The organism is Brachybacterium sp. P6-10-X1 (assembly GCF_001969445.1).
Lineage (GTDB): Bacteria > Actinomycetota > Actinomycetes > Actinomycetales > Dermabacteraceae > Brachybacterium.
Genome location: NZ_CP017297.1, coordinates 2,575,291 through 2,587,562 on the forward strand (window position 1 = coordinate 2,575,291; position 12,272 = coordinate 2,587,562).

The 12,272-nt window shown below is 69.3% G+C and carries 11 protein-coding genes; 6 read left to right on the forward strand and 5 right to left on the reverse strand.

Features of this window, described 5'->3' with window-relative positions; all coding sequences use genetic code 11:
• Window positions 1–203: 203 nt before the first annotated feature.
• The 5 genes from BH708_RS11605 to BH708_RS11625 all read left to right on the forward strand — a co-directional run bounded on the left by BH708_RS11605 (window position 204) and on the right by BH708_RS11625 (window position 4,976).
• The gene (locus BH708_RS11605; RefSeq protein ID WP_371329781.1) at window positions 204–1,415 is read left to right on the forward strand and encodes a TrkH family potassium uptake protein; all 1,212 of its coding nucleotides are present in this window, start codon (window positions 204–206) and stop codon (window positions 1,413–1,415) included.
• Window positions 1,408–2,109, forward strand: coding sequence for a TrkA family potassium uptake protein (locus tag BH708_RS11610; protein WP_076808845.1), 702 nt, complete (start codon window positions 1,408–1,410; stop codon window positions 2,107–2,109). Before BH708_RS11605 ends, BH708_RS11610 begins: the two co-directional genes overlap by 8 nt.
• 480 nt (window positions 2,110–2,589) lie before the next feature.
• Complete coding sequence (locus BH708_RS11615; RefSeq protein WP_076808846.1) at window positions 2,590–4,035, forward strand: hypothetical protein; 1,446 nt, start codon at window positions 2,590–2,592, stop codon at window positions 4,033–4,035.
• Window positions 4,036–4,097: 62 nt separating this feature from the next.
• A complete protein-coding gene (locus BH708_RS11620) occupies window positions 4,098–4,637 on the forward strand; it encodes an AAA family ATPase (protein WP_076808849.1) in 540 nt (179 codons plus the stop codon).
• Window positions 4,638–4,661: 24 nt separating this feature from the next.
• Complete coding sequence (locus BH708_RS11625; protein WP_076808851.1) at window positions 4,662–4,976, forward strand: hypothetical protein; 315 nt, start codon at window positions 4,662–4,664, stop codon at window positions 4,974–4,976.
• 15 nt (window positions 4,977–4,991) lie between these two features.
• Here BH708_RS11625 and BH708_RS11630 read toward each other — a convergent pair whose 3' ends face one another.
• Window positions 4,992–5,483 (reverse strand): hypothetical protein, encoded by a 492-nt coding sequence (locus tag BH708_RS11630; protein WP_076811188.1) that lies wholly within the window; start codon window positions 5,481–5,483, stop codon window positions 4,992–4,994.
• Between the two features lie 88 nt (window positions 5,484–5,571).
• Window positions 5,572–6,468 (reverse strand): phytanoyl-CoA dioxygenase family protein, encoded by an 897-nt coding sequence (locus tag BH708_RS11635; RefSeq protein WP_083713933.1) that lies wholly within the window; start codon window positions 6,466–6,468, stop codon window positions 5,572–5,574.
• Window positions 6,469–6,523: 55 nt separating this feature from the next.
• Here BH708_RS11635 and BH708_RS11640 point away from each other — a divergent pair, with 55 nt between their 5' ends.
• Window positions 6,524–7,363 (forward strand): helix-turn-helix domain-containing protein, encoded by an 840-nt coding sequence (locus BH708_RS11640; RefSeq protein ID WP_216639466.1) that lies wholly within the window; start codon window positions 6,524–6,526, stop codon window positions 7,361–7,363.
• Window positions 7,364–7,369: 6 nt separating this feature from the next.
• On the opposite strand, the gene BH708_RS11645 is transcribed toward BH708_RS11640, so the two are convergent.
• The 3 genes from BH708_RS11645 to BH708_RS11655 all read right to left on the reverse strand — a co-directional run bounded on the left by BH708_RS11645 (window position 7,370) and on the right by BH708_RS11655 (window position 12,127).
• On the reverse strand, window positions 7,370–8,782 hold the full coding sequence (locus BH708_RS11645; protein WP_076808853.1) for a PepSY domain-containing protein: 1,413 nt from the start codon (window positions 8,780–8,782) through the stop codon (window positions 7,370–7,372).
• A gap of 324 nt (window positions 8,783–9,106) precedes the next feature.
• The gene (locus BH708_RS20145; protein ID WP_216639467.1) at window positions 9,107–10,585 is read right to left on the reverse strand and encodes a hypothetical protein; all 1,479 of its coding nucleotides are present in this window, start codon (window positions 10,583–10,585) and stop codon (window positions 9,107–9,109) included.
• Between the two features lie 966 nt (window positions 10,586–11,551).
• On the reverse strand, window positions 11,552–12,127 hold the full coding sequence (locus tag BH708_RS11655) for a DinB family protein (protein WP_076808858.1): 576 nt from the start codon (window positions 12,125–12,127) through the stop codon (window positions 11,552–11,554).
• Window positions 12,128–12,272: the final 145 nt, after the last annotated feature.

Here is a 12,272-nt window from a genome sequence, read left to right on the forward strand (position 1 = left end):
ACTCGGCCGGCCGGCCGGTGCCGACTGCGGTTCGTGGGCGTACGATTCCGCGCGTGCCATCACTCGGCAGTCCACAGGCCCGCGTCGTCGATCGGCGGCCGCGTCCTGCTCGGAACGTGCTTCTGGCGTTCGCTCTTGCCGGTCTCCTCGGGACCGCGCTGCTCCTGCATCCCGCGTCGGCCAGCGGGCCGGGTGGAGCTTCCGTGATGGAGGCGCTCTTCACGGCCGTCTCCTCGCTGTGTGTGACCGGGTTGATCGTGGTCGACACGCCCGTCTTCTGGACCGGGTTCGGACAGGCCGTGATCCTTGCGCTGATCCAGATCGGCGGGTTCGGGGTCATGACGTTCGCGTCCGTGGTCGGCATCACCGTCATCCGCAGGCTCTCGCTGCGCTCGAAGCTCACTGCCGCGGCCGAGACCAAGAGCTCCGGCATCGAGGACGTGCGGTCCCTCGTGTTCAGCATCGTGCGGATCTCTTTGATGATCGAGGTGGTGGCCGCAGTCGTTCTCACCCTCCGCTTCGCCCTCACGTACGACGAGACCTGGGGGGATGCCCTGTGGCTCGGGGTGTTCCACGCGGTGTCCTCGTTCAACAACGCCGGATTCGCACTGTTCAGCGACAGCCTCATGTCGTTCTCGGATGACCCCGTGATCCTCCTGACCGCCAGCTTCGCGACCGTGCTCGGCGGGGTCGGTTTCCCCGTGTTGATGCAGCTGGGCAAGCACCTGGGGACGCCTCGCCTGTGGACGATGAACACTCGGATCGTGGTCGCTGCGACACCGCTGCTGCTCGTGCTCGGCACCCTCTACATCACGGCGCTCGAGTGGACCAACCCCGCCACGCTCGGCGGCATGCCCCCGCACTTGCGGCTGCTGAACGGGTTCGCCATGTCGGCACAGACGCGCACCGCGGGGTTCAACACCATCGATACCAGCGCGATGGATCCCGCCACGTGGCTCGGCATGGACCTGCTCATGTTCATCGGCGGCGGCCCCGCAGGCACCGCCGGCGGCATCAAGGTCACCACGTTCGCGGTCCTGTTCTTCCTCATGCTCGGCGAATTGCGGGGCGCGGGAGCCGTCACCGTGTTCGGCAAGCGACTCTCCCGGGCCGTGCACCGCCAGGCGATCACCGTCATCGTCCTGGCAGTGGGGCTGATCGCCGCCTCCGCCATCGTGATCATGCTCCTCACCGACTTCTCGCTGGACGAGATCCTGTTCGAGGTCGTCTCCGCGTTCGCCACTGTCGGTCTGTCCACCGGAATCACCGCAGACCTCCCCGCCAGTGCTCAGCTGGTGATCATCGCCCTGATGTTCATCGGCCGCCTGGGGCCGATCACGGCGGCCACCGCCCTCGCACTGCGGCCACGAACCCTGCTGTACGAACTCCCCAAGGAAAGGCCGATCATTGGCTAAGCACAGAATCTTCGGCTCCATCGATCCCACCCGTGGCGCCTCGCCGCACTCGATCGCTGTGATCGGGCTGGGCCGATTCGGTCAATCCCTCGCTCTCGAACTGATGAACGACGGCGCCGAGGTGCTCGGGATCGACGCACGCGAGGATGTCGTCCAATCGCTCAACGGACGACTGACCCACGTCGTCATGGCGGACGCGACCAACGAGCAGGTGCTGCGTCAGCTGTCGATTCCCGAGTTCGATCGCGTGGTCGTCGCGATCGGCAGCGACATCCAGGCCAGCATCCTGGTGACCTCCCTGCTGCTGCGATTCTCGATCCGGCGGATCTGGGCCAAGGCCGTCAGTGATGCCCACGGTCTGATCCTCGAGCAGCTGGGCATCCCCCATGTCGTCTACCCCGAGAAGGACATGGGACGTCGCGTCGCCCACATCGTGCTGGGCAGCATGCAGGACTTCATCGAGATCGACGCCGACTTCGCCATGGTCAAGACGGAGGTGAACCCCGAGCACGCGGGGATGCGACTCGGAGACAGCGGCATCCGACGCAATCACGGGGTGACCGTCAGCTCCGTGAAACATCGAGGAGCGGCGTGGCAGCCCGCCACGGAAGACACCGTCCTCCAGGCCGGCGACACCATCCTGGTCACCGGCCCCACCCGCCAGGCGGAGCGGTTCAGCCGAGCTACCTCTTGACGCAGCCCGCCGAGTCGCCGGGCCCGGCGATGGCGCACGATCGCGGTGTTCGTGGCGTTCCCGATCATCAGGGTGCTGTACGCGATGATCAGGGCGAACTTCGTCGTCGGCACGGCGACGGGTGATCCCGGGTGCCGCCCCCTCACGCCAGGCTGATCATGGACGACAACCGCCGATGGGCTCGCACCGAGGGCATCCGGGATCTCGATGCGGGGCACCGGGCTGACGCGGTGCGCCTGTCCACAGACTGACGAGGGTCGCTCTCTCGGTCGATCGACCCGTCGCCTCCGACGTGTCGCGCCCCGTCGGGAGCGCGCGCACGGCAGGCTGGGACCACACCCGTTCCCGGGTGCAGACTGCCGTGTGCTGCTCGTGTTCCAGGGTGGTGGACAGGACAACGGGGAAGAGGTGCGTGTCGTGAGGGATGGACGACGAGCCGGGGGCCGCCCGTCGCGGCGGGGTGTCCTCACGGCGGCGACGGTGTCGGCCCTCGCCGTCTCCCTCGGGGCCTGCGTGTTCGACAAGGATCTCCGGGTCGTCGCGGTGGAAGGCGCCCCGGCCTCGACCGTGCTGCCCGACGAGGACCCCGCGCAGACGGCCCTTGCGCTGAGCTCGGTCCTCTTCGCCTCCGCCGAGGGTGCCGTGATCGCCATCGAGGACACCGTCGATGCTCTCGCAGGCGTCAGCTCACGCTCCGGCCTGCCGCTGCTGATCGGCACCGACCAGGCGGTCGCCGAGGAGCTCGGGCGGCTCGGAGCCGAGACGATCGTGACGGCCGAGGGCACGGACTTCTCCGCTCTCGGAGACCAGCTCGACGTCGTGGAGATCGACCCCGCGGATGCTGAGGCCCGGACACCGACGGCCACGCGGAACGGCGGCCCGATCCCGGTCTCGCTGTTCGTCGACCCGGAGCAGGGCGGCCCCGCGCAGACCGTCGCGCGCGCCCAGGTCGCGGCAGCAGGCGGCGCGATCCGCGAGATGCCCGGCGGAGCCCCCGGGCGCAGCAGCAGAACCATCGCCGCGACGAAGGAGGCGGCCGACTCGGACCCGTCCGTCGGCGTTCTCGCCCTCGGCGCGACCTTCGGGCCCGCCGAGGCATGGATCTCGACGCTGACCATGGCCCTGAGCGCCCCGGAGCTCCCCGGCGGCGGGTCCACCGCCTTTCCCGGGCGACGCATGATCGCCGCCTACGGGTCCCCCGGCGTCCCGTCGCTGGGGATCCTCGGGGAGCAGGGGATCCAGGAGTCGATCGACCGGGTGCAGGGCCTGGCCGACGACTACGCGGGGCTCACCGAGACGCCCGTCGTGCCGGCCTTCGAGATCATCACGACCCTCGCCTCCTCCGAGCCGGGATCCGACGGCGACTACTCCACCGAGCTGGACCCCGAGTCGCTGCGGGAGTGGGTCGATATGGCCGGCGAGGCCGGGGTGTACGTCGTCCTCGACCTGCAGCCCGGCACCAGCGACTTCCTCAGCCAGGCGAAGCGCTACGAGGACCTGCTGAAGAAGTCCCACGTCGGGCTCGCGCTCGATGCGGAATGGCGCCTGCAGCCCGGCCAGAAGCACCTCGAGCAGATCGGCTCGGTCTCGGCCGCGGAGGTCAACGAGACCGCCCGGTGGCTGGCCGACGTCACCGCGGAGAACGACCTGCCGCAGAAGGTGCTGATCCTCCACCAGTTCAGCCTGGCGATGATCACCGACCGGCAGGACATCGACGCATCCCGTCCCGAGCTCGCGATCTCTGTGCACGCGGACGGCCACGGCACCCCGGACTCCAAGCTCGAGACCTGGCACGCTCTGCAGAACGATCTGCCCGACGGGATCTTCATGGCGTGGAAGAACTTCTACGACGAGGACACCCCGACCTTCACCCCGGAGCAGACCTACGACGTCGAGCCGCGCCCCTGGTTCGTCTCGTACCAGTAGGGGGCCGGTGCCGCGTTGCGCCCATCACTGTCGGCATCGCGCGTCTGCGCGAGAATGGATCCATGCACCGTTCGAGGCTCCATGTCATGGGAGCCAGCGGCTCCGGCACGACGACGCTCGCGCGGGCTCTGGCGGACCGCTGGTCCGTTCCCCATGCGGATGCCGATGACTACTTCTGGGCCCCGTCGAACCCTCCCTACGTCCACCAGCGTCCCGCGGAGGACCGGGTCTCGCTGATGGAGGCGGTGTTCGTGCCCCGGGAGGCATGGGTGCTGTCCGGCTCGATGGTCGGCTGGGGTGATGACGTCGTCGCCCGCTGCGACGCCGTCGTGTTCTTGACGCTGGATCCTGAGGTGCGGCTGCGGCGTCTGGAGGCGCGTGAGGAGATCCGGCGGGAAGGCCGGGAGAGCGCGGAGACAGCCTGGACGGAATTCCTGGAGTGGGCCCGCGGCTATGACGACCCCGCGTTCCGGGGTCGCAGCCGCGCACAGCACGAAGCCTGGCTCGAGGCCCTGGAGAAGCCCGTGCTGCGTCTGAACAGCGCACAGCCCCGTGAGCATCTGCTGCAGTCGATCCTGGACTGGGACCCGAGTTCGTCCTGACCCGTCATCCGGTTACTCCGCGGCGTGACGACGGACGAGCCGTCCACCGGATTGGACGTCGCGGCGCGCGAGCAGCTGCTGGAGACCCTCGAGACCCTGCCGGAGCACGACCCCGATCTGTCCACGCTGCTGGTGACGCACCATCTCGAGGAGATCCCGCCGACAGCGACCCACGCGCTGCTGCTGCGGGACGGTGCCGTCCAGGCAGCCGGAGCGATCCAGGACGTGCTGACCTCTGAGGCGGTCTCGGCCGCGTTCGACCATCCGATCGCCGTCGGTCACGAGGAAGGTCGCTGGTACGCCCGGGCGCGCCGTCGGGCGCTGACTCCCGTGGCGTGAGCACGCCGACGGGGATCATCCGGCGCGCAGGTGCGCGAGGACCAGCCCGATCGGGATGCTCACCAGCGTCGCCACGAGCACGCCGCCGTAGGTCCACAGCGCCCAGGCCGGGCCCTTCGCCCCGCGGCCGACGACTCGGATCATGAGCACCATGGTGGCCACCAGCGCCAGCCCTCCGGCATCGACGATCAGCGGTGCCGTGAGCAGCGTCCCGGCGATCACGGCGAGGCAGCCCAGGTTCCACGTCAGGATCTGGGCGACCAGCACTCGGCGGGAGGGTCGTCGCGCGGCGAGCTCATGCTGTGCGATCCCGAGGGCCGCCTGCAGGACTCCGCCGACCAGCACCTGGAAGGCCGCGGACCAGGATCCGTGCTCGAGGCCCAGCGGACTCGTCACCGCCGCGACCAGGCCGCCGGTGATCACCCAGAGGAGCGCGAGGCCGCGGAAGGCACGGGCGTCCCGTGCGAGGGCGAGGGTGGTGCTCCGGGGCTCGAGGTCGTCGGTCATGCCCAGCATTGTCCCGCCGACGCCGTGCGCACGGACCTCCCGGGCGGTGCCGTGAGAGGAAACAGGCACGCCCCGGACGCCGGGAGTCTCAGTGATTGCGCGCCACCCACCCCTCGCCGCACTGCCCGCCGTTCTCGGAGGTCTCGATCCGCACCTCGTCACCGGCGGCGTCGAGCAGGGGCTGGTAGGAGACGGCCACCTCGTGACTGCCCTCGGGGATGTAGTGGAAGATCAGCGAGCGGCGGAAGCGGTCTCCGCTCGTGTTGGGCTTCGAGCCGTGCACCAGGCTGCCGTGGAAGATGAGCATGTCCCCGGCGGCCATCTCCGTCTGCACGACCTGCAGGTGCTCGGGGATGCTCACGGTGATCGTGGTGAACGATTCGGTGGCGTCGGCCTCCTCGGGGCATTCGATCTCGTAGTGGTGGGTGCCGGGCACCACGCCGAGGGCCCCGTTCTCCGCGTCGCAGTCATCGACCGCGATCCAGGCGGCGATGCAGGTCTCGGGATGGGATTGCAGGAAGTAGTTGTCCTGATGCATGGCCTGGCCGCGGGCACCGGCGGGCTTGAAGTAGAACATCGACTGCGCCGCCCACACGGGGCCGACGGTCTCGGCCACCCGCCCCATCACGCGCTGCTCGAGCAGCCAGCGCCGCGCCAGCCGACCCGGCTCGTGGCCGTCCCGGTGGGGCTGGATCATCCGCGGGTAGGCGTGCAGCGGGTCGTCCTCGCCGATCTCGCCGAACGCACCGCCGGCGCCGTCGGTCTCGATGTGGGTGGTGAACGCGTCGCGGAGCTCGGCGATCTCCTCCGGGGTGAGCACGCCGCGGAGGTGCACCGCGCCGCCCCGGTCGTAAGCATCGGCCAGAGCCTCCGAGGTCGCGGAGTCCGCGTCGAGGATCGCGAGCCCCGTCTCCCGGGAGGGCTCCGAGGGGCCGACGGGATCGGTCTGGTGGGTGGTCCGTGCAGTTCCCTGGGTGGTGGTCATGTTGTCAGTCTGGTCTCCTGGATTCGAGCGGACCAGGCGATCGGAGAGCATAGACATGGACGATCCTGCTGCACGGCGTCAAGCTGCGGCTGTCGAGGTGCCCCCGCCGGAGATCGGCCGCGTGCTCGCCGGTGAGCTCGACCAGGGCGCCGGCTATCACGTGCGTCGCTCCCGGGGCACGGAGGACTGGCTGCTGCTGCACACCCTCGACGGCGCCGGGATCGTGCATGCACCCGACGGGACCCGGCTGGTCACGACGTCGGGAGACGCGGTGCTGCTGCGCCCCGGGACGCCGCACGATTACGGGACGGACCCGTCCGCCCGGCACTGGCATCTGCTGTTCTGCCATGTCCACCCTCCCGCGACCTGGCTGGCGCTGCTGGACTGGCCCGAGGCGGCCCCCGGCATCGGCCGGATCCGTCTCGGCGCCGAGGTGGACGAGCGCGTGCAGCAGGCGCTGCACGGAGCGGCCCGTGCCACCCGGCTCGACGTCGGGCGCCCGGAGCTGTTCGCCCTCAACGGGATCGAGGCCGCTCTGCTCTGGTTCGACACGCAGAATCCGCGCCGCCACCAGCTCGACGAACGCGTGCTGCGGGTGCTCGAGCACCTCGACGCCCATCTCGCCGAGGAGGTCGACGTGGCCGGCCTCGCCGCCGTCGCCCACCTCTCCCCCTCGCGGCTCGCGCACCTGTTCACCGCGCAGGTGGGCACGTCGATCTCGCGATACGTCCAGGCGCAGCGCCTGGAGCTCGCCGCGCGTCTGCTGGAGATGACGGGCGAGCCGGTCTCCGAGGTGGCCCGTCGCGTCGGGTTCCACGATGCGCTGTACTTCTCGCGCCGCTTCCGACGGTGGCACGGCACGAGCCCGTCGTCCTATCGGGCGCGACCGCGCTGATGCTGCCTACCGGCGCCGCAGCAGATCGATGACGAGGAACCCGATGAGAGTGATCCCGACCAGAGGGAGGAAGATGCCCACGCCGATCGCGACGAGGGAGATCAGGGCGACGCCCCACCAGGGAGCGACCCGCAGGGTGCCGGGTGCGGGGGCCCGGCCGCCCAGGGCAATGCCTCCCCTGGTCGGTCGTCGCTGCCACCACATCACGTAACCGCAGACGACGATCGCCGCTATCGAGAGGGCGACGAGGGCCAAGACGACCTGGTTGACCAGGCCGAACATAGTTCCCATGTGGATGTCGACGCCCCAGCGCGCGAGCTTCGCCATCAGTCCGTAGTCCTCGAAGTCGACGCGATCGACCACCTCCATGCTGTGCCCGTCGATCGCGACGGAATCCACCTCGGTGGGATAGCTGCGCTGGATCTCCTGGACCACCCAGGCGGTGTCCTCGGACGTCGGCGGAACGATCTCGACCCGTCCCGTGTCGATGTTCTGCTCCTGCCCGATCGCCAAGGCGTGATCGAACATCTCCGGATCGACCTCGCCCGCGCCTGCCGCCGATTCATCGCCGTCGGAGGCGCCGTGGTGGCTGTGCTCGTCGGGAGCAGAGGTCTCCGCGGTGAGATCAGTCGCCACCGCGGGCGTCGTCCACCCCAGCGCCGCTCGCAGATCGGTGACGTTGGTGCCGGCATGCTGCGACCAGGTGATCCCGGTGGCGGAGAGGAACAGCATCGCGACGGCCAGCACGATCCCGCCGGAGGCGTGCCAGGACAGGGTGCGGCGCCGACCGCTCCCGGAGCGGCGGGGGCGGATGACGTCGCGACGGGTGCGCACCGATCGGGCCCGATTGATCCAGAGACCGATCCCGGCGACGGCGACCACTGCCAGCCAGGACGCGGAGAGCTCGCTGTAGTGGCGGCCGATGTCCCCGAGGTGGAGGCTGCGATGGAAGTGGTCGATCCACGTGCGCAGGGGCAGGGCCCCGCTGGTGCCGTAGGTCGTCAGGTCACCGTGCACCTCGGTGGTCGCGGGGTCGATGAAGACGGCTCGGGTCTCGCTCTCGCCGAGATCGGTCCCGTCGTAGAGGACGCGGGTGGTGTCGCCGGGTTCGGGCGCGGGCCGCACCGCGACGAGCGTCTCGTCGGGGCCGACGTAGGAGTTCGCCGCAGCGACCTGATCGGCCAGCGGCAAGGGCTCGGAGCTGACGGGCGCGGTGAGCTCGTCGGCGTAGATCACCTTCTCCAGCGGCGTCGAGAGGGCGTACATCGCGCCGGTGAGGGCCGAGATCACGATGAACGGGCCCACGAAGAGGCCGGCGTAGAAGTGCAGCCGGAGCAGGAGGGGGACCAGCCAGCGGCGCTTCGGGGCATTGCCGGTGAGGCGCGGGCGCGTGTCGGGAGCGAGGTCTGAGCGCGTCATGGATGTCCTTGGACGTCTCGGCCGGGAGGGGCGCTGTGGGGCGGGGTCGGATTCGTGAGGACGCAGTCCAGGGCGTCGACGCGCGGCAGCGATGTGGAGGATGTGGGGCGCGAGCATGCTCGCGCAGGGGCGCCGACGCCGTGCCCGACCTCAGGGGCAGAGCTTCGGGGCGGCAGGACGAGTCCTCGGTGCGAAGCGGCCGAGAAGGCTGGGGGGCGACTCCGACTCAGGGCACCTGCACCGCCACGAGGGGTGGGATCGCACGCGACGACCCCACCCCTCGTCCTCGATGTCACGAGGACATCGACGGCGGTACTGCTCGGATCAGCAGGGCTCGACGGGCGCGCTGATGGTCGAGTCGGAGTCAGCGGTGGTCACCTCGAGGGTGAACTCGCCGTTGTCGAGAGCCTCGATCTGCTCCTCGGTCAGCTCGGCGGAGCCGGCGGCACCGCCACTCGTCCCGCCGTTGGACTCCAGCGCGATCTTGTCCCCGCCGGTGTTCAGGGTCACCGACGTGACCTCAGCGGGCATGTCCGCGTACACGCAGGTCGCCGAGAACACATTGCCGTTGAGCGACCCCTGGCACTGCGCCGCGCCGACGGCGTCGTCGGACTCGGACGTGATCGCGGTGTACTGCAGCGACTCGGAGGTGCTGTCGCCGCCCGGTGCGCTCGAGGTGCCGCCGCCGAGGAGACCACCGATGGCGTCGCCACCGAGCAGGCCACCGGCAGCGTCGCCACCGAGCAGACCGCCGGCAGCGTCGCCACCGAGCAGACCGCCGAGACCGTCGGTGCCGGAGGTGCCGTCACCACCGGTGCCGTCATCGCCCGATCCGTCGCCGCCGGAGGTGCCGTCACCACCGGTGCCGTCATCGCCGGATCCGTCGCCGCCGGGGACCCCGGACGTCACGCCGCCGAGGAGACCACCGACGCCTTCCTCGCCGAGAAGACCGGAGGTGCCCTTCTCGCTGAGGAGGGCGGAGACGGCGTCCGCGCTGAGGAGATCGGACCCGATGTCCCCACCGAGAGGACCGGAGAGCGATTCGAGGGTGTTGATGTTGTCCGTGATCTTCAGGACGTCCAGGACGCCCGTGGGATTGCCGCTGGACACGTCGCTCAGCGCCGTCTCCCACAGCAGGCGCCAGGTGTCGACGTGATCGCCCGCGAAGGCGGTGTAGTCCCCGACATCGAGCAGCGTCTCAGGATCGACGCGCTCAAGGATGTCGGTCGCATCCGTCGTCTTCCAGAGGTACGTGGGGTCCATCAGCATCTCCGGCGAGGGCAGGCCCGGGATGATCAGGTCGGAGAGGTCCGCGAGCTCCTCGACGGACTCGACGTCCAGATTGGTCAGGTCGTTGGTGTTCAGAGGGATGCCGACCCCGCCGCAGGAGGTCAGCAGGGTGACGTAGTCGGTCCCATGACCCTTCACGTGAGCGGGGTTGAAGACCGGGATCCATCCCAGAGGTCCACCGTAGACGTCGATGACCGGCATGTCGGAATTGCCGATTGCGCCGCTCGCCAGGGAGAGGACAAGATTCTCGTAGGCGGGATCGGTGTGGAACTCATTGAAGTGCGACGGGGTCCCGAGCAGCGGAATTCCCTCGTCGTTCGCCCACATGTGATCCAAGAAGAAGGTACAGGCATCCCCACCTCCCCCTCCGTGTCCGCCGCCATGCCCGCCGCCGTTCCCGTCGGAGCCCTCTCCTGCGGCATACGCAAGTGGTGCGCTCCCCAGGGCGACGGTCGCGGCCGCCACCGTGACCGCTATCTTCGCCCACCACTTTCGACCGAGCTTGATTGACATCTCCCCAACCTTCCGTAGAGTTCGACCAGCGCCAGTAGAGCGATTCCGGCAAGCCAGCGCCCCTCCTGGACAGCTGTGCATAACCTGCAAAAATCCTGACGGCTCCCTGAACCTACGTGACACGAAACGAGCGGGTCAAGAGTCGTCCGGGCACGACGCCTCCGCGCAGTCCTCGCCGGCTCTCGAGATCGGTCGACGCAGGCGCCGAGGTGGCGCCGCGGACGACAGAGAGCTGGCATCCCCGGCCCGAACCGCCGTCGACCTGCATCAACGCACGGTCGTGAAGAGCTCCGCCGCACGGTCGACCCATGAGGAGACGACGCCACAGCCTGCCCGGCGACCTCGCTGGGCCGCCCTCCGCGGATCGCCCCGCTCGTTCGCGGTTGCGACGTGCAGCCGTGCCCGCGAGAGCCCCACGAGCGGGGGTGGCACGGCGACGGACCGCACTTCTCCGAGCCACGAGGGATGATCCGGAAAAATCGTCTCTTCTGCACGGTCGGCTATCTGCCGCCGCACGAACAAGAGCTGCTCTTTCGGGCGCTCGATCCGTTTCGCCCGCTTCTTCCGTCCTGTATATGCATGGAGCTTTGACGCGGATACGCCCGTTTTGCCCCGTCGCCTCTCCCAGCAGGAATGATTCCTGCGATACCAGCCGCCCCGGCGCGGGTTCCAGACAATCGTCGACCTTCTTGAACGGAACCGGCGACGGCTCGATGTCGAGATCTCCCTCGGCACACCCTTCCTCGGCCACGGACGCACCCCGCACGGAGGTTTCGCGCACGGTTGGAAAAGAACTGGGAAAGCGAGATGACGCCTGAGTTCTCGCACCAGTGGGGCGACGAGATCGGCCTCGCCGCCGCCCGCCTCCCCCTCGCGGCTCGCGCACCTGCGCCGGCACGGCACCAGTCCCTCGGCGTACCGGGCACTGCACCGCTGACCCCCGCCATCCGACAGGAGCTGCGGGACTCAGGGCCTCCGGAACTGGTCAGCGGCGCCCTGGATCCGATGCGAGAATCGGGACCAGAACTCGGGATCGTCTCCCACCTGGTCCTCAGTGTTCCCCACGCGGCCGTCGATCAGTTCGCGCACGATGTCGGCATGGCCCGCATGCTGCGCGGTCTCGGCGAGCATCCTCACCAGCAGCACGCCGAGCGTCGTCGACGGATCGTCCCACCACGGCACCTGCGCGGGCGCGTCGAGGTCGAGCGTCTCGATCGAGGAGTCGGCGTGTGCGCCCGCCCGCCGATACAGGTCCACGAGGTATGCGCTCGATTCTTCGGGTCGCGCCCACATGTCGGCGCCCTCCCAGATCGAATCGTCCTCCACCCAGCTGAGCGTCTCACCCGGCTCGCGGGCCAGGCACGAGCCGAGGTATCCGTACTCGAGGCCGGCGAGGTGCTTGACCAGTCCCAAGAGATTGGTGCCGGTGGGCGTCAGGGGCCGTCGCAGGTCGTATTCGTCCAAGCCTTCGAGGTTCTCCAGCACGTGTGCTCGCGCCACCTGGAGCTTCCGGTGCAGCTCTTCCTTGATCTCGCCGCTCATCCGCTGATCCTGGATGGAGCAGCGACGCACCCCGAGAGCACGGCGCCGCGCGCATCGCGATCGACGTTCGGACCAGCTTCGCGGAGGCGAACTGGTCCGACCGTCAGTCTCGATGCGACAGACCGGCCGGGACGTCGATCAGGAA

Coding starts and splice junctions, on each gene's coding strand:
- BH708_RS11640 (WP_216639466.1), top strand. CDS start 6,524: ATGGACGATCCTGCTGCACGGCGTCAAGCTGCGGCTGTCGAGGTGCCC.
- BH708_RS11620 (WP_076808849.1), top strand. CDS start 4,098: ATGCACCGTTCGAGGCTCCATGTCATGGGAGCCAGCGGCTCCGGCACG.
- BH708_RS11645 (WP_076808853.1), bottom strand. CDS start 8,782: ATGACGCGCTCAGACCTCGCTCCCGACACGCGCCCGCGCCTCACCGGC.
- BH708_RS20145 (WP_216639467.1), bottom strand. CDS start 10,585: ATGTCAATCAAGCTCGGTCGAAAGTGGTGGGCGAAGATAGCGGTCACG.
- BH708_RS11630 (WP_076811188.1), bottom strand. CDS start 5,483: ATGACCGACGACCTCGAGCCCCGGAGCACCACCCTCGCCCTCGCACGG.
- BH708_RS11655 (WP_076808858.1), bottom strand. CDS start 12,127: ATGAGCGGCGAGATCAAGGAAGAGCTGCACCGGAAGCTCCAGGTGGCG.
- BH708_RS11635 (WP_083713933.1), bottom strand. CDS start 6,468: ATGACCACCACCCAGGGAACTGCACGGACCACCCACCAGACCGATCCC.